This window comes from Streptomyces sp. NPDC111628, assembly GCF_055635195.1.
In genome coordinates, this window is the sequence record NZ_JBVKBZ010000008.1 from 431,623 (window position 1) to 447,831 (window position 16,209).

Sequence of the window (16,209 nt, forward strand, 5' to 3'; positions counted from 1 at the left end):
TCAGGGGGCCAGGGCCGTCAGGGTCCGTGCGCCGCCCGGGTCGCCCGCCGTCGCCGGTACCAGGGCCATCTCGTCCAGGCCCGCCTGCGCGTAGGCGACCATCCGGGTCCGTACGGTGTCCGGGTCGCCGATCAGGCCCACGGTGGCCGCCGCCTCTTCCGGCAGCGCCCGCAGCAGGGTGTCCGCGTCGGCTCCCGTACGGGCCAGCGCGACCGCCTCGCCGAAGCCGGCCTCCTCGAACATCTCGCGGTAGCCGGGCACCGTGAGATAGCCCACGACGCTGCGCATGACCTGGGTGAGCGAGGCGGGGTCGGGGTCGACGGCGGCGGGGACCCAGGCGGCCAGCGTCGGCGGGGTCCGCCCGGCCTCGTCGGCCGCGGCGAGCAGCTTGGCGCGCAGGGTGCGGACCTGCTCGGGCGAGACCACGTCGAGGAGCATGCGGTCGGCGTACCGGGCGGCGACGGAGATCGCGCGGTCGCCGAAGGCCGCCACGGTGAGCGGACCGCCCGGCGGCCGGTGGCGGCGCTGAAAGGTGCTGCCGGGCACGACGGGCTCGCCCGGCGCACCGTGGAGCAGCTCCCGCAGTGCCGCGGCGGTCGCCTCCAGGACGGCCGCCGGACGCTCCCGGGCCCTGCCGTGCACGCCCTCGACCACCCGCTTGCTGGACGTGCCCAGCGCCACACCGACCGGGCGGCCGGTGACCGCGGCCACCGCGGCGGCGCCCCGCGCGATGCCGTGCGGGTCGCGCACCGACACGGCGACCGGCCCGGCGGTGAGCGCGATCCGCCGCGTGCCCGCTCCGACGGCCGCGGCCAGCACGAACGCGTCCCAGGTCGGCCCCTCCCCCAGCCACACCTCGCGGTATCCCAGCCGATCTGCCTGCCCGGCCACCCGCAAGGGCTCGTCGAGGGGGCTGGCGTCCTCACGTGCGGCGGCCACGACGGTGATGTCCATGTCGGGTGCCCTACCCAGCGGGCGGCCGCCGACCCGGGGGCGGGCGGGTGGATGTCCCGGGTGGATGTCCCGGGTGGGTCGCGCCGGGTAGCGTCCGGCCCATGGACAGCGGCACGAACAGCGGATTCGACACGCAGGGCGCCGGGATCACCGTGCGCCGGGCCCTGGAGCTGCCCGGGCTGCGCAGCGGTCTGCCGGAGATCCTCGCGGGCGCCGACCGCATGCAGCGCACGGTGCGCTGGGTGCACGCCGGTGAGGTGCCCAACATCGCCTCGCTGCTCAAGGGCGGCGAACTGCTGCTGACCACGGGGTACGGCCTCGGCACCCGTCCCGCCGAGCAGCGGGCGTTCGTGCGCACGCTGGCCGAGCGCGGCATCGCGGCCCTCGTCGTGGAGCTGGGCCCGCGCTTCACCCGGCTGCCCGCGGCGCTGGTCGACACGGCCCGCGCGGCCGGGCTGCCGCTGGTGCAGCTGCACCGCGAGGTGCCGTTCGTGGCGGTCACCGAGGAGATCCACACCGAGATCGTCAACGGCCACTACGCGCTGCTCCAGCGGGCCGAGGAGGTGCACCGCCGCTGCACCGAGGCGCTGCTGGGTGGCGGCGGCGTGCCCCAGGTCCTCGCCATTCTGGCCGACTTCGCCGGCAACCCGGTCTTCCTCGAGACCACCGACGGCCGCCTGCTGTACGCCGCCGGTGCCGGGCCCGAGGGGGCCGACCCCCTCCAGGTCTGGGAGGGGCTGCGGGATCCGCACAAGGACGCGCCGCCCCCGGCGGGCTCGGTCCTCGTGGACGTGCCCGGCGGCGGACCCGGCGCCGGGTCGGTGCGCGCCCGCCTCGTCCTGCTGCCGGTACGGTCCTCGCCGGCGCCGGTGCACCGGATGGCGGTGGAGCGGGCGGCGGGCATCCTCGCCGTGGTGCTGATGCAGGCGCGGCAGGAGGAGGAGCTGGCGGCGCGCGGGCGGGGCGACTTCCTCACCGACCTCGCCGAGGGCCGGATCACCGCCGAGGACGCCCCCGCGCAGGCCCGCGTCCTGGGCTTCAAGCCGGGCGCCGGTCCGCTGCTCCCTGTGGTGATGCGGCTCGGCGACGCCCTGTCCCCGGCGGGCGGCGGCTGGGCGGTGCTGGCCCGCGCGGTCGCCGAGGAGCTGGCGTCGGTGGGGGTGCCGGTCCTGCTGGGCGTGCGGCCGGTGGAGGGCCGGGTCCCGCTGCTGCTGGGGCTGCGCTCGGAGTCGGAGCGGGCCGCGGTCGCCGACCGGGTCGCGGCGGCGCTGCGGGCGGGCGTGGAGCGGGCCGGGATGCGGCGTCCCGGGGCGCAGCCCCCCGTCGTGGTCGTCGGGGTGTCCGGCGGCTGGGCGGCGGCCTCGGCGGGCCTCAGGCACGCGGCGGAGACGGCGACCGCGGCGCAGGGACTGACCGACCGGCCCTGGTACGACGCGCGGCGCCTGGACATCGACCTGCTGCTGTGGCGGCTGCGCGACCACCCGGATCTCGCGGCGTTCGTGGACCGGGCGATCGGCCCGCTGCGGGACCACGACGACCGCTCCAAGCCGCCCCTGCTGCCCACCCTCCAGACGTACTTGGCCCATGCCGGCCGCAAGGCGGAGACGGCGCGCGAACTCCACCTCAACCGGCAGACCCTCTACAACCGGCTCGCCAGGATCGGAGAGTTGCTGGGCACGGACCTCGACGACCCGCAGACCGTACTGGCGTTGAGCCTGGCCCTGCGCGCCCGCCGGCACGTGCCGTAGGCGGCGGGGCCCGGGCGGGACCCGGGCGGGTGCCTAGAACAACGGCGCGGGCTGCGTCAACTCGTCGTAGATGCTCAGCACCTGGGCGACGGTCTCGTCCTCGGTCGGCCACGTGGCGGCCTGCCGCGCGCCCCGCTCGCGGAGTTCGTCCTGCCGCGCGGGGTCGGCGAGCAGGCGGACCACGGCGTCGGCGAGGGCCTCCGCGTCCCCCGGCGGGACGAGTTCGGCGGCGTCGCCGACCAGTTCGGGGATGCCGCCGACGGCACCGGCGACGAGTGGCACGCGCGCGTGGAGCGCCTCCTGGGCGAGGACGGAACGTCCCGGCTCCCGGCGGCTCGGCAGCAGCGCGAGGTCGGCCGCCGCCAGCAGGTCGGGCACGTCGTCGCGGCTGCCGACGAGCACCACCGGCAGCCCGTCGTCCTCGATCCGGCCCTGCAACTCGCCGCGCAGCGGCCCCTCCCCGGCGACCACGACCAGCGGCGCCGGGTCGAGGCGGCGCCACACGCGGGCGGCGTCGAGCAGGACGTCGTACCCGCGGTGCCGCTCGAGCGATCCGACCGCCACCAGCAACGGCCGGTCGATGGCGCCGAGTTCGGCCCGGACCTTGGGGCGCAGCCGGTCGGGGTCGTCGGGTCCGGCCGGGGGGCTCGGCCGGGCGGGGAGTGCGACGGGCCCGAGGCGGGCGTCCCGGGCACCCGTCCGCCGCGCCCCGTCGACCAGTTCCGAGGTGGCGCCGAGCACGACGGTGGCGGCCTTCATCACCCGCCGCTCCAGCACGCGCAGCAGCTGACCGCGGGCCCCCTCGGCGTGCGCCCGGTCGTGCCAGGTGACGACGAGCGGAGTGCGTACGCGCCGTCCGCCGAGGGCCAGGGCGGCCCGGAAGGAGGCGTGCAGTCCGTGCGCGTGCACCAGGTCGGCTTCGGCGCACACCGTCCGCAGCGCGGCCACCGAGACGGGATCGCTGCTGCGCGGCACGTGCACGTGGTCGGCCCCGGCGCCGGTGAAGTCGTAGGTGCACTCCGCATCGGTGGGGGCGCACACCGTCACCTTCACGCCCCGTGCGACGAGCCCGGCGGCCAGTGAGCGCACGTGCGCGCTGCTGCCGGCGTTGCCGCCGCCCAGCACCTGCACGGTGCGCAGCGGCGACTGGCCGTGCGGTGAGTGGCTGCTCACGGGGGTCACCTGGCCGGGGCTCCTGGTTCGGCGGGAGACGGTCACGAAGGACGCGGGGACGGTCACGAAGAACGTACAGAAGGATGGTGCGGACGGGGTGCGCCGGGCGGTCTCCCGTGCGCCGCTCCGTCAAGGATGCCAGGCCGCACGGGTGTTCCGGGAACGACGACCGCCACGACCGGACGACCGGCGGGGCAACGACACGGGACCACCTCACCCGTACGAGTGAACGTCACGCCGTCGCACCGGACCGGCCACCCGGGGCGTACGTCCAAGAGACCGACGAAGTACGCCCGCTCGGGCCCCGGAGCCGCTACTGGTCGGCCCGGGCCGTCTCCAGCAGTTCCTCCGCGTGGGCGCGGGCCGTCTCCGAGTCCTCCTGGCCGGCGAGCATCCGGGAGAGTTCCCGGACGCGTTCCTCGCCCTCCAGGACCTTCACGCCGGAGCGGGTCACCGAGCCGTCGTTCGTCTTCTCCACCAGCAGCTGCCGGTCGGCGAACGCGGCCACCTGCGGCAGATGCGTGACGACCACGACCTGCGCGCTCTTCGCCAGCCGCGCCAGGCGCCGCCCGATCTCCACCGCCGCCTTGCCGCCGACCCCGGCGTCGACCTCGTCGAACAGGTAGGTCGGCACGGGATCGGTGCCCGCGAAGACGACCTCCACGGCCAGCATCACGCGCGACAGCTCACCACCGGAGGCGCCCTTGGCGATCGGCCGCGGCGGCGCCCCGGGATGCGGGGCCAGCAGCAGCTCCACCTCGTCGGCGCCCGACGGCCCGCAGGCGACCGTCCGCCCGCCGACCTCGACGCCCTCCGGATCCTCGGTCTGCCGGATGTCGAACGACACGCGCGCGTGGGGCATGGCGAGCGACGCCAGCTCGGCGGTCACCGCGGCGGCGAACCGCTCGGCGGCCTCGGTCCGCGCGTCGGTCAGCGCCTGGGCGAGACCGCCCAGTTCCGCCCGCAGCGCGTCCCGCTCGGCGGTCAGCTCGCCGATCCGCTCGTCGTCGCCGTCCAGCTCGGTCAGCCGCGCGGCACTCTGCTCGGCCCAGCTCAGCACGGCCGCGACGTCCTCGCCGTACTTCCGGGTCAGCGCGGTGAGCGCGGCCCGGCGCTCCTCCACCGCCGCCAGCCGCAGCGGGTCGGCGTCCAGGTCGTCGGCGTACCCGGCGAGCTCCCCGGCCACGTCGCGCAGCAGGATGCCGACCTCGCCGATCCGCTCGGCGAGCGCGGCCAGCGCCGGGTCGTGGGACCGTACGGCGTCCAGAGCCCGCTGCGCGCCCGCGACGAGCGTGGCGCCGTCCACGCCCTCGGGATCCTCCGGGTTGCCCGCCAGGGCGGCGTGGGCGACCGTGGCGGCCGACGCGAGCGCCTCGGCGTGTCCCAGCCGCTCCGCCTCCTCCGCCAGCTCCAGGTCCTCACCGGCGCGCGGCTCGACCGCCGCGACCTCGTCGAGGCCGTAGCGCAGCAGATCGGCCTCCTGGGCGCGCTCACGCGCGCGTGTGGTGATCTCCTCCAGCTCACGGGCGACGGCCCGCAGCCGACGATAGGCCTCCGCGTACTTGGCGAGCGGCCCGGCGACCGCGTCGCCCGCGTACCGGTCCAGGGCCTGGCGCTGCCGGGTCAGTTTCAGCAGCCCCTGCTGGTCGGTCTGCCCGTGCACGGCGACCAGCTCGTCGGCCAGCTCGGCGAGCATCCCCACCGGCACCGACCGCCCGCCCAGGTGCGCGCGCGATCTCCCCTCGGCGGACACGGTACGGCTGATCAGCAGCGCCCCGTCGTCCAGCTCGGCCCCGGCCTCCTCGGCCCGTACGGCGGCCGCGGCGTCGCCGGGCACGGCGATGCGCCCCTCGACGACCGCGTTCTTCGCCCCGATCCGCACGAGCGCCGCATCGGCGCGCCCGCCCAGGAGCAGCCCCAGGCTGGTGACCACCATGGTCTTGCCGGCACCCGTCTCACCGGTGACAGCGGTGAACCCGGGCGACAGCTCGACCACGGCGTCATCGATGACTCCGAGCGACCGTATCCGCATCTCCTCAAGCACGGACACGACCATACGAGGTCCAGGCCGGAAAGCGCACACAGCCCACCCTTGTCATGCCGGGAAGGGGTACGCCCTCAGGGGCGCGGGGAACTGCGCGACCAGCCACGCACGGCCCGCAGCCGGGACACGACAGAACCACCCCTTCGAGACCGCTAATGCGGCGCCCCGCGCCATCCAGAAACCGGCAACGCAAATTTCGCCACCAGCCGGTCGGTAAACGACGCATGGTGCAACCGAGCCAACCGCACCGGCACCGCCCCCCGCCGCACCTCCACCCGCGCCCCCGGCGGCAACTCCACCGTCCGCCGCCCGTCACACCACAACACCCCCGGCGGGACGTGCGGCAGCACCTCCACCGCGAGCACCGAGTCCGGCGAGGTCACCAGCGGCTTCGCGAACAGCGCGTGGGCGCTGATCGGCACCATCAGCAGCGCCTCCACCTCGGGCCACACCACAGGACCGCCGGCCGAGAAGGCGTACGCCGTCGACCCGGTCGGCGTGGACAGCACGATGCCGTCGCAGCCGAACCCGGTCACCGGCCGGCCGTCGATCTCCAGCACGACTTCCAGCAGCTTCTCGGCTCCGGCCTTCTGCACGGCCGCCTCGTTCAGCGCCCAGTCGGTGTGCACGATGTCGCCGTTGCGGTGCACGACGACGTCGACGGTCATCCGCTCCTCGACCTCGTAGGCCCGGTTCACCACCCGGTCGACGACCTTGTCGAGGTCGTCGCGCTCGGCCTCCGCCAGGAAGCCGACCCGGCCGAGGTTGACGCCGAGCATCGGCACGCCCGAGGCGCGGGCGAACTCGGCGCCGCGCAGCAGCGTGCCGTCGCCGCCCAGCACGATCAGCAGCTCGCACCCGTCCAGGCACTGCGGGGTGGCCTCGCCGACCAGCCCCACCTCACCCGGCAGCGGCAGGTCGCGCGCCTCGGCCTCCAGGACCCGTACGCCGATCCCGGCCCGCAGCAGCCCCTTGACCACCAGCTCCGCGCTGCGGATGGCAGCGGGGCGCCCGGTGTGGGCGAGCAGGAAAACAGTACGCGCTCGGTTCTGTGTCAACGCGGCCCCTCCGCCACTGCACGGTCAACATCGGCCGGGTCCAGTTCACCGGCTCCGGCCCGCAGCCACAGAAAGTACTCGACGTTCCCGGAGGGCCCCGGCAGCGGACTGGCGGTGACCCCCTTCACCCCGAGCCCCAGCTCCCAGGCCTTCCGCGCGACTCCCCGCACGGCCTCGGCCCGCAGCTGCGCGCTGCGTACCACTCCCCCGCTGCCCAGCCGCTCCTTGCCCACCTCGAACTGCGGCTTCACCATCATCACCAGGTCGGCGCCCGGCCGGGTGCACCGCACCAGTGCGGGCAGTACCAGTCCGAGCGGGATGAAGGACAGATCCCCCACGACAAGGTCCACGGACTCCCCATCGATCGCTTCCGGCGTCAACTCGCGTACGTTCGTACGGTCCTTGACGGTGACGCGTTCATCCTGCCGGAGACTCCACGCGAGTTGTCCGTATCCGACGTCCACGGCGACGACGTGCGCGGCGCCCGACCGCAGCAGTACGTCGGTGAAGCCGCCGGTGGAGGCACCGGCGTCCAGGGCCCGCCGCCCCTCGACGACGAGGCCCTGCGGCAGGAAGGCGGCGAGGGCTCCGGCGAGCTTGTGGCCGCCGCGCGAGACGTAGTCGGGGTCGTCGCCGTCGGCGGTCACGACGATCGCGGCGGCGGTCTCGACCTGCGTGGCGGGTTTGGTCGCGACGGTCTTGCCGACGGTGACCCGCCCGGCGGCGATCAGCTGGCTCGCGTGCTCGCGCGAGCGCGCCAGCTTGCGGCGCACCAGCTCCGCGTCGAGACGGCGGCGTGCGACTCCTGCCACGTTCGGTTCAGCTCCTGCGGTCGTACGGTGATGGCGGCGACGGGGGCGCCGGTGGTCCCGGGCGGGTGTCGAGCGCGGTGAGCGCGTCGCGCAGCCCCCGGTGTACATCCTCGTACACCTCGACATGTCCGTCGGTGGCCAGGTGGTCGGCGTCGGCCAGCCGCGCCAGTCCGGCGTCGACCTCGGCGTTCCCGGTGGGGTCGCGCGGGACGCCCAGCGGGGCGGGGGCGGCCGGCTCGTACCCGGGGCCGGTGCGCACCCCGGGCTCCGCCTGCTCGGGCTCGGTCTCCGGCTCCGGCTCCGGTACTGCGTCGCTCATGCCCCGACGCTACCGCGTGGCTGGGGTACGGTCGGTCCCGATGGCGACGACTGAGGAGTGCCGTGCCGCACTCGACAAGCTCTCGGACAACATGCGGGGCGCCGAAGGGGACGTGCGGTCGGCCACGGAGCTGGACCGCTCGGTGAGCTGCCACATCACCGACCTGGACGTCACCTTCGCCGGACGGATGGCGGACGGCCGCATCGACGTGCGCGAGACCCTGGAGGGGCCGCCCCGGGAGAAGGCGGAGATCAGGCTGGCGATGACCGGCGACGACCTGGTGGCCCTGGTGGCGGGCGAACTGAACTTCGCCAGGGCCTGGGGTTCGGGCCGGGTGAAGCTGGAAGCGGGCCTGCGCGATGTGTTCCGGCTCAGGAAGCTCCTGTAGCGACCGCCTTCACCTGCTTGTCCACCTGCTTGGTGCGTCCCTTGCGGGCGGCCGGCACCACCAGCGGCGTACCCGTCTCCGGGTCGTCGATGACCTGGCAGCGCAGCCCGAAGACCCGCTCGACCAGGTCGGCGGTGACGATGTCCTTCGGCGCGCCCTCGGCGATGACCTGCCCCTCGCGCAGCGCGATGAGGTGGGTGGCGTAGCGGGCGGCGTGGTTGAGGTCGTGCAGTACGGCCACGAGGGTGCGGCCCTGCTCCTCGTGGAGTTCCGCGCACAGGTCGAGGACGTCGATCTGGTGCTGGATGTCCAGGTACGTCGTCGGCTCGTCGAGCAGCAGCAGCGGGGTCTGCTGGGCGAGCGCCATGGCGATCCACACGCGCTGGCGCTGTCCGCCGGAGAGTTCGTCGACGTAGCGGTCGGCCAGCTCGGAGATGCCGGTCTGGGCCATCGACTCCTGGACGACCCGCTCGTCCTCGGTCGACCACTGGCGCAGGATGCCCTGGTGCGGGTAGCGGCCGCGGCCGACGAGGTCGCCGACGGTGATGCCGTCGGGCGCGATGGAGGACTGCGGCAGCAGGCCGAGGGTCCGGGCGACCTGCTTGGCGGGCATCGACTGGATGACCGACCCGTCGAGCAGCACCCGGCCCTGGCTCGGCTTGAGCATCCGTGACAGGGCGCGCAGCAGGGTGGACTTGCCGCACGCGTTCGGGCCGACGATCACGGTGAAGGAGTTGTCGGGTATCTCCACCGACAGCTTCTCCGCGATGACCCGCTGGTCGTAGGCGAGGGTGACGTTCTCGGCGGTCAGGCGGTTCACGTTGCTGTTGCTCCTTTGGTTGTTCGGCCCGCTGCGGTGGCCGGTACCGGTGCTCATATCCGGCCCGCCTTGCGCTCGGTGACCAGCAGCCACAGCAGGTAGACGCCGCCGAGCACGCCCGTGACGACACCCACGGGCAGCTGGTCGGCACCGAAGACCCGCTGCGAGACGAAGTCCGCGCCGACCAGCAGGGCGGCGCCCATGCACAGGGACGGCAGCAGGTTGGGGCCGGGCGAGCGGGTCAGGCGCCGGGCGAGCTGCGGCGCGGTGAGCGCCACGAAGCTGACCGGTCCGGCGGCTGCGGTGGCCGAGGCGGTGAGCAGTACGGCGGCCACCATCAGCAGCGCCCGCACCCGCTCGACGCGCACCCCGAGGGCGTACGAGACGTCGTCGCCCATCTCCATCATCCGCAGCGCCCGTCCGTTGGTGAGCACGAGCGGCACCAGCACGGCGCACAGCGCGAGCAGGGGCCAGACCTGGTCCCAGTCGCGGCCGTTGAGGGAGCCGGTCATCCAGACGACGGCGCGGGAGGCGTCGACGATGTCGGCGCGCGTGAGCAGGTAGCCGTTGACGGCCGTGACGATCGCGGACACGCCGATACCGACCAGGACCAGTCGGTATCCGTGCACGCCCCGCTTCCAGGCGAGCAGATAGATGGCGACGCCGGTCACCAGGCCGCCGACCAGCGCGCCGACGGTGACCTGGGCCGAGCTGCCGGAGAACAGGACGATCATGATGAGCGCGCCGGCCGTCGCACCCTGCCCGAGGCCCAGTACGTCCGGACTGCCCAGCGGGTTGCGGGAGATGGCCTGGAAGAGCGCACCGCCGACGCCGAGCGCGCCGCCGACCAGCAGTCCGACCAGGACCCGCGGCAGGCGCAGTTCGTTGACGATGAACTCCTGCCCGGCGTTGCCCTGGCCGACCAGGGTCTTCAGCACGTCGGCGGCCGGTATGTCGAAGTCGCCGGTGCCGATCAGCAGCACGCTCGCGGCGAGCGCGAGGAGCAGCAGCAGCGCGACGACGACCACGGCCCGCACGTCCAGGCGGAGCGACAGCCCGCCCGGGGTGCGCACGGCACGGTTGCTCTTCCCGGTCTCCGCGGTCTTCGCGGTCTTCGCGGTCTTCGCGGTCTTCGCGGTCTTCGCGGTCTTCACAGCTGGGCCGTCCTCCGCCGTCGTACGAGAAAGATGAAGACCGGCCCGCCGAGGACGGCGGTGACGATGCCGACCTGGAGTTCCGAGGGCCGGGCGACGATCCGGCCGAGGACGTCCGCCCCGAGCAGCAGCACCGGGGACAGGGTCGCCGCGTAGGGCAGGATCCAGCGCATGTCGGGTCCGGTGAAGGAGCGGACGATGTGCGGGATCATCAGTCCGACGAAGACGATCGGCCCGCAGGCCGCGGTCGCGGCGCCGCACAGTACGGTCGCGGCGAGCATGGACAGCGCCCGGGTGCGGTTCAGGTTGGCGCCGAGGGCCTTGGCGGTGTCGTCGCCCATCTCCATGGCGTTGAGCGGCCGGGCGAGCGCGAGGGCGAGGACCGTGCCCACCACGAAGAACGGCAGCACCTCCCGGATGGTGCCGGTCGTCGCCGAGGCGAGCGAACCGACCGTCCAGAAGCGCATCCGGCCCAGCGCCGCGTCGTCCATGATCATCACGGCCTGGAGGTAGCCGAAGAGCGCGGCGCTGATCGCGGTACCGGCCAGCACGAGCCGCACCGGCGTGGCCCCCCGGCTGCCACCCAGGAACCAGACCAGCGCGCCGACGCCCGCCGCACCGGCGAAGGCGAACCACACGTACCCGGTCAGCGAGGTGACGCCGAAGAAGGTGATGCCCGTGACCACGGCCGCGGAGGCGCCCGCGTTGATGCCGAGCAGTCCGGGATCGGCCAGCGGATTACGGGTCAGCGCCTGCAGCACGGCTCCGGCGAGGCCGAGGGCGGCGCCGGCCAGCAGACCGAGGACGGTGCGCGACAGCCGCTCGCCGACCACGACGTCGCCGTAGGTGCCCGAGTCGTGGAAGAGGCCGTGCCAGACCTCCGCAAGGGACAGGTCCTTCGCGCCGATCGCGATGCTCGCCAGCACGATCAACACCAGGACCGCCACGGAGACGGGCAGCCCCGCGGCACGCAGGACACGACGCTTTGAGGGCGGCGCGGGAGCGGTCTCCGCGCGCTGTTCGGGGGGACTGTCGACCAACACGCAGTTAGGTTAGCCTACCCTGCTAATCGATCACGATCCCCGAGCCTTCCCGAGGCCGCCCCGGCCCGGCACACACCCGGCGGCACCGGCCCGCCGGCCCCGGTACTCGAAGGCGCCGCGGGTCAGCGCGGTCACCGGGCGCCTTCCCCGTACGCCGCGTCACAACCCCAGCCGCGCCAGCGCCTTCCCCGAGTCCAGCCCGCAGCCCTGCTCTCCGCCCGCCGTCCAGGCCGCCGCGCACAGCGCCCGCAGCCCGTCCAGCGCCGCGCCCTCGCCGTCCAGCTCCAGCCGCTCCCCGCCGGCCGTCGCCGTCCAGCCTCCGCAGCGGAAGCCTGCCTCCGCGTCACCCGTGACGTCCGGCTGTCCGGTGAGCAGCCCGCGCAGATCGGCGTCGACGTACGTCGGCCGGTGCCGCGGCGGCGCCGCCAGCAGCTGCGCCCCGTCGGTCACGCCGGTCAGGACGAGCAGCGAGTCGACCTCCCCGTTGAACGCCCCCTCGATGTCCGTGTCCAGCCGGTCGCCCACCACCAACGGGCGCCGGGCGCCGGTCCGCAGGATCGTCTCCCGGTGCATGGGCGGCAGGGGCTTCCCCGCGACCTGCGGCTCGGCGCCGGTCGCGATCCGCACGACCTCCACCGCCGCGCCGTTGCCCGGGGCGATCCCGCGGGCGCCCGGGATGGTCAGGTCGGTGTTGGAGGCGTACCAGGGCACGCCCCGCGCGATCGCGTAGCAGGCCTCGGCGAACCGCCCCCACGGCAGCTCGGGCCCGCCGAAGCCCTGCACCACGGCCGCCGGATCGTCCTCGGCCGACTCCACGGGCTCGAGACCGCGCTCACGCAGCGCCACGCGCAGCCCTTCACCGCCGATCACCAGCACTCGGGCCCCCGAGGGGAGCTGCTCGGCGATCAGCCGGGCCACCGCCTGCGCCGACGTGATGACGTCCTCGGCCCCCGTCGGTATACCCAGCTCGGTCAGGTGCGCGGCCACCACGTCGGGGGTCCGGAGCGCGTTGTTGGTGACGTAGGCCAGGCGCATGCCGCCGTCGCGGGCCGCGGCGAGGGAGTCGACGGCGTGAGCGATCGCGTTCCCCCCGGCGTACACCACGCCGTCCAGGTCGAGCAGCGCCGTGTCGTACGCCTCACTCAGGTCCGGCCCACTGCCCGCGGGCCTCGTCCTGACGCTCCGGCTCATTGCGCATCGCTCCTCGTTCGTCGCCTTTCCCCCGATCATCCCCCATGCCACTGACACACGTACGATGCCGGGATGAACTCTGCAGGTCACCCGGAAGCAACGGCGCGCCGGGGCCTGGAACTCACCCCGTTCCGAGGCCTCCGCTACGACCCCGACCGGGTCGGCAGCCTGGCCGCCGTGACCTCCCCTCCCTACGACGTCGTGGTCCGCCCCGACGGCCTGCTCCACCTCGAGTCCGCCGACCCGTACAACATCGTCCGGCTGATCCTGCCCCAGGCCGCCACACCCGAGGCGCGCAACGAGCAGGCCGCCCGCACCCTGCGGCGCTGGACGGCGGAGGGCATCCTGACCACCGACCCCGAACCGGGCCTGTACGTCTACGAACAACGCGACCGCGAAGGCATGCTGCAGCGCGGCATCATCGGCGCCCTGCGCGTGTCGGACCCCGCCGAGCAGGTGGTCCTGCCGCACGAGGACGTCATGCCCCACGTCGTCGCCGACCGCGCGGCACTCATGCGGGCCACCCGGGCGAACCTCGAGCCCCTCCTCCTGACCTACCGCGGCGACGACGGGACGCCGGCCACCACCGCCCTCGTGGAACGCACGGCCGAGCAGCCGCCGCTCCTGTCCACGACCACGGAGGACGGCTTCTGCCACCGCCTGTGGTCGGTGACCGACCCGGACACCGTGACCCGCGTCCGGACCGAGCTGTCCCGGCACCAGGCCCTCATCGCCGACGGCCACCACCGGTGGGCCACCTACCGCACCCTCCGCGCGGAGCACCCTTCGCCCAGCCCGTGGGACCACGGCCTGGTCCTCCTGGTCGACACGGCCCGCTACCCGCTGCGCGTGCGCGCCATCCACCGGCTGCTGCACGGCGTCCCGGTGCACGAAGCCGTGGCCGCCCTCGCCGGACACTTCCGCGTCCGCCGCCTCGGCACGTCCCTGGACGAGTCACTGGAAACCCTGGCGAAGGCGGCCGATGCGGGCAACGCCTTCCTCCTCGCCGGCGACGGCGCCTTCCACCTCGTCGACCTGCCCGACCCCGGGCTACTGGCCCGCACCGTGCCCACCGACCGGCCCGAGGCCTGGCGCACGCTGGACGCCACCGTCCTGCACGCCACGCTCCTCGCCCACGTCTGGCACGTTCCGGACGACTCGGCGTCCCACATCTCCTACATTCACGACACGGCGGCCACCGTCGAGAAGGCCGAGCGCGACGGCGGTACGGCGGTGCTGATGCACCCGGTCCGCGAGGAGGTCGTCCGCGAACTGGCCCGACAGGGCGTCACGATGCCCCGCAAGTCGACGTCCTTCGGCCCGAAACCGGCCTCGGGCCTGGTACTGCGCCCACTCGACGCCTGAGACGACCTGACGAACGCCGAAGGGGCGGGCCCGTGAACCGGTCCCGCCCCCTCGACTCGCCGTCAGGCGTCAAGCCGTCAGGCCATCAGCCCTTGTCGCCGTCCTCGGCGGCAGGGCTCTCCCCCTCGCTCTCGGACTCACCCTCGTCCAGGGCGTCCATGAACTCCACGCCGTCCAGCTCGGCGAGCCGGTCGGAGGCGTCCGTGCTGCCGTCCCGGTCCGACTCCACGGCCTTCGCGAACCACTCCCGCGCCTCCTGCTCCCGGCCTGCGGCCAGCAGCGCGTCGGCGTAGGCGTACCGCAGCCGCGCGGTCCACGGCTGGACGGAGTGGGAGGCGAGCTCGGGGCTCTGCAGCGTCACGATGGCCGCGTCCAGCTGACCCATGTCACGCCGGGCACCGGCCGCCACGAGGCGCATCTCGACCTGACCGGCCTTGTCCAGCTTGTGCACCTCGGGGGCACCAGCCATGTCCAGCGCCTTCTCCGGCCGGCCGAGCCCGCGCTCGCAGTCGGCCATGACCGGCCACAGCTCGACGGAACCGGTCATCCGCCGAGCGGCCCGGAACTCCGCCAGTGCCTCGGCGTACTTCTGGTTGGCGTACGCGGCGAACCCGGCAGCCTCCCGTACGGCGGCGACGCGGGAGGCCAGGCGCAGGGCCACCCTGGAGTAGCCGTACGCGGCCTCCGGGTCCTCGTCGAGCAGCCGCGCGACCATCACCAGGTTCCTGGCGACGTCCTCCGCGAGCGTCTTGGGCAGGCTCTGCAGCTCCTGCCGTACGTCCTTGTCGATCTCGTCGCCCGTGACCTCCTCGGGGATCGGCAGCCGCTTGATCGGCTCCCGGTCCCGGTCGCGGTCGCGCTCCTCGCGGAAGCGGCCACCGCCACCCTGCCGATCGTCCCGGCCCCGGTAGCCCCCGGGCCGCCCTCCGCGGTCGTCACGACGAGGCCCACGGCCCCCGCGGTCGTCGCGCCCGCGGAAGCCACCACGGTCACCACCCCGGCCGTCGTCCCGCCGGTCGTCACGCCGGCCGAATCCGCCACGCTCACCACGGTTGTCGTCCCGACGGAAGCCGCCACGATCGCCACGGTCGTCCCGACGGTCGTCACGCCGGAAGGCAGGACGGTCGTCCCGCCGGTCGTCGCGTCGGAAGGGAGGACGATCATCCCGACGGTCGTCACGGCGGTCGTCACGACGGTCATCCCTGCGGTACGAGGGACGGTCGCCGCGGTCGTCACGACGGTACGAGGGACGGTCGCCGCGGTCGTCACGACGGTACGAGGGACGGTCACCCCGGTCCCCGCGGTCGTCACGACGGTACGAGGGACGGTCACCCCGGTCCCCGCGCTCACCGCGGTCGTCGCGGCGGAAGGACGGACGGTCACCACCCCGGTCATCCCGACGGAAACCCCGGTCGCCACCACGGTCCCGGTCGTCCCGACGCCCGTACCCGCCACCGCGGTTGTCCTCGCGACGACCGTCGCGGCGGTCATCACGGCGATCGTCCCGACGGTCGTCCCGACGGAAGCCACCGCGCTGCCCACCACGGTCATCGCGCCGGTCGTCACGCCGGAAGGCGGGACGGTCGCCGCGGTCGCCGCGGTCGTCACGACGGTACGAGGGACGGTCACCCCGGTCCCCGCGCTCACCGCGGTCGTCGCGGCGGAAGGACGGACGGTCACCACCCCGGTCATCCCGACGGAAACCCCGGTCGCCGCCACGATCGCGGTCATCACGACGCGGCCCACGGTCTCGGTCGTCCCGGCGGAAGCCACCGCGCTGTCCGCCACGGTCGTCGCCCCGGCGGTCGTCTCGGCGGAACCCTCCACGGTCCCCGCGCTGATCCCTGCGGTCACCCCGGTCACCACTGTCCCGTCGGCGCTGGTCGCGCTCCGGTCGGTCGTCGGGAGAGTTGGTGGACATCGGTGACTCCTGTCTTCGGTACTGCAAGTCATTCTCGCGCAGCCGGGTACCCGGTGCGCCCTGAAAAAACGAAAGGACCCCTGGTCCCCAGCTGAACGCTGGGGACCAGGGGTCCTTTCCAAAGATTGTTCGGCGGCGTCCTACTCTCCCACAGGGTCCCCCCTGCAGTACCATCGGCGCTGTAAGGCTTAGCTTCCGGGTTCGAAATGTAACCGGGCG

General features: G+C 74.1%; 15 protein-coding genes and 1 rRNA gene. 3 read left to right on the top strand and 13 right to left on the bottom strand.

All coding sequences use genetic code 11. From position 1 onward, the window contains the following. Entirely contained in the window at positions 1–954 is a 954-nt protein-coding gene (locus ACZ7MF_RS37685) for an LLM class F420-dependent oxidoreductase (protein WP_471482630.1), read from the bottom strand. A 101-nt stretch (positions 955–1,055) separates the two neighbouring features. On the opposite strand from ACZ7MF_RS37685, the gene ACZ7MF_RS37690 reads away from it, so the two are divergent. Then, entirely contained in the window at positions 1,056–2,702 is a 1,647-nt protein-coding gene (locus tag ACZ7MF_RS37690; RefSeq protein ID WP_471482631.1) for a PucR family transcriptional regulator, read from the top strand. Between the two features lie 33 nt (positions 2,703–2,735). Here ACZ7MF_RS37690 and ACZ7MF_RS37695 read toward each other — a convergent pair whose 3' ends face one another. From ACZ7MF_RS37695 to ACZ7MF_RS37715, 5 genes are all read right to left on the bottom strand, one after another. Next, positions 2,736–3,884, bottom strand: a complete 1,149-nt coding sequence (locus ACZ7MF_RS37695; RefSeq protein ID WP_471482655.1) for a glycosyltransferase family 4 protein — start codon at positions 3,882–3,884, stop codon at positions 2,736–2,738. A 304-nt stretch (positions 3,885–4,188) separates the two neighbouring features. Then, positions 4,189–5,931 carry a DNA repair protein RecN gene (gene recN, locus ACZ7MF_RS37700; RefSeq protein WP_471482632.1) on the bottom strand — a complete coding sequence of 581 codons (1,743 nt, stop codon included), beginning with the start codon at positions 5,929–5,931 and terminating at the stop codon, positions 4,189–4,191. 140 nt (positions 5,932–6,071) lie between these two features. Beyond that, a complete protein-coding gene (locus ACZ7MF_RS37705; RefSeq protein ID WP_356868411.1) occupies positions 6,072–6,977 on the bottom strand; it encodes an NAD kinase in 906 nt (301 codons plus the stop codon). Beyond that, on the bottom strand, positions 6,974–7,789 hold the full coding sequence (locus tag ACZ7MF_RS37710) for a hemolysin (RefSeq protein WP_471482633.1): 816 nt from the start codon (positions 7,787–7,789) through the stop codon (positions 6,974–6,976). The genes ACZ7MF_RS37705 and ACZ7MF_RS37710 overlap by 4 nt, the downstream gene beginning before the upstream one ends. Positions 7,790–7,796: 7 nt before the next feature. Continuing rightward, the gene (locus ACZ7MF_RS37715) at positions 7,797–8,108 is read right to left on the bottom strand and encodes a hypothetical protein (RefSeq protein ID WP_189746440.1); all 312 of its coding nucleotides are present in this window, start codon (positions 8,106–8,108) and stop codon (positions 7,797–7,799) included. A gap of 40 nt (positions 8,109–8,148) precedes the next feature. On the opposite strand from ACZ7MF_RS37715, the gene ACZ7MF_RS37720 reads away from it, so the two are divergent. Continuing rightward, positions 8,149–8,496, top strand: coding sequence for a sterol-binding protein (locus ACZ7MF_RS37720; RefSeq protein WP_471482634.1), 348 nt, complete (start codon positions 8,149–8,151; stop codon positions 8,494–8,496). Here the strand turns inward: ACZ7MF_RS37720 and ACZ7MF_RS37725 are convergent. The 4 genes from ACZ7MF_RS37725 to ACZ7MF_RS37740 form a co-directional block, all read right to left on the bottom strand. Next, entirely contained in the window at positions 8,480–9,373 is an 894-nt protein-coding gene (locus ACZ7MF_RS37725; protein ID WP_471482635.1) for an ABC transporter ATP-binding protein, read from the bottom strand. The genes ACZ7MF_RS37720 and ACZ7MF_RS37725 overlap by 17 nt on opposite strands. Next, positions 9,370–10,389, bottom strand: coding sequence for a FecCD family ABC transporter permease (locus tag ACZ7MF_RS37730; RefSeq protein WP_471482656.1), 1,020 nt, complete (start codon positions 10,387–10,389; stop codon positions 9,370–9,372). Before ACZ7MF_RS37730 ends, ACZ7MF_RS37725 begins: the two co-directional genes overlap by 4 nt. Before the next feature lie 77 nt (positions 10,390–10,466). Next, on the bottom strand, positions 10,467–11,513 hold the full coding sequence (locus ACZ7MF_RS37735; RefSeq protein WP_471482636.1) for a FecCD family ABC transporter permease: 1,047 nt from the start codon (positions 11,511–11,513) through the stop codon (positions 10,467–10,469). 159 nt (positions 11,514–11,672) lie between these two features. Next, complete coding sequence (locus ACZ7MF_RS37740; RefSeq protein WP_471482637.1) at positions 11,673–12,704, bottom strand: HAD hydrolase-like protein; 1,032 nt, start codon at positions 12,702–12,704, stop codon at positions 11,673–11,675. A gap of 72 nt (positions 12,705–12,776) precedes the next feature. On the opposite strand from ACZ7MF_RS37740, the gene ACZ7MF_RS37745 reads away from it, so the two are divergent. Continuing rightward, positions 12,777–14,069, top strand: coding sequence for a DUF1015 domain-containing protein (locus ACZ7MF_RS37745; RefSeq protein WP_471482638.1), 1,293 nt, complete (start codon positions 12,777–12,779; stop codon positions 14,067–14,069). Positions 14,070–14,154: 85 nt separating this feature from the next. Here ACZ7MF_RS37745 and ACZ7MF_RS37750 read toward each other — a convergent pair whose 3' ends face one another. From ACZ7MF_RS37750 to rrf, 3 genes are all read right to left on the bottom strand, one after another. Further along, the gene (locus ACZ7MF_RS37750) at positions 14,155–14,892 is read right to left on the bottom strand and encodes a tetratricopeptide repeat protein (protein WP_471482657.1); all 738 of its coding nucleotides are present in this window, start codon (positions 14,890–14,892) and stop codon (positions 14,155–14,157) included. Beyond that, entirely contained in the window at positions 14,784–15,923 is a 1,140-nt protein-coding gene (locus ACZ7MF_RS37755; RefSeq protein WP_471482658.1) for a hypothetical protein, read from the bottom strand. Before ACZ7MF_RS37755 ends, ACZ7MF_RS37750 begins: the two co-directional genes overlap by 109 nt. Before the next feature lie 194 nt (positions 15,924–16,117). Further along, a 5S ribosomal RNA gene (gene rrf, locus ACZ7MF_RS37760) occupies positions 16,118–16,209 on the bottom strand; the annotation flags it as partial.

What these genes read in the sequence shown, in the direction of transcription:
- ACZ7MF_RS37685 (WP_471482630.1), bottom strand. Translation starts at nt 954, where the DNA reads ATGGACATCACCGTCGTGGCCGCCGCACGTGAGGACGCCAGCCCCCTC.
- ACZ7MF_RS37690 (WP_471482631.1), top strand. Translation starts at nt 1,056, where the DNA reads ATGGACAGCGGCACGAACAGCGGATTCGACACGCAGGGCGCCGGGATC.
- recN (WP_471482632.1), bottom strand. Translation starts at nt 5,931, where the DNA reads ATGGTCGTGTCCGTGCTTGAGGAGATGCGGATACGGTCGCTCGGAGTC.
- ACZ7MF_RS37715 (WP_189746440.1), bottom strand. Translation starts at nt 8,108, where the DNA reads ATGAGCGACGCAGTACCGGAGCCGGAGCCGGAGACCGAGCCCGAGCAG.
- ACZ7MF_RS37720 (WP_471482634.1), top strand. Translation starts at nt 8,149, where the DNA reads ATGGCGACGACTGAGGAGTGCCGTGCCGCACTCGACAAGCTCTCGGAC.
- ACZ7MF_RS37725 (WP_471482635.1), bottom strand. Translation starts at nt 9,373, where the DNA reads ATGAGCACCGGTACCGGCCACCGCAGCGGGCCGAACAACCAAAGGAGC.
- ACZ7MF_RS37740 (WP_471482637.1), bottom strand. Translation starts at nt 12,704, where the DNA reads ATGAGCCGGAGCGTCAGGACGAGGCCCGCGGGCAGTGGGCCGGACCTG.
- ACZ7MF_RS37745 (WP_471482638.1), top strand. Translation starts at nt 12,777, where the DNA reads ATGAACTCTGCAGGTCACCCGGAAGCAACGGCGCGCCGGGGCCTGGAA.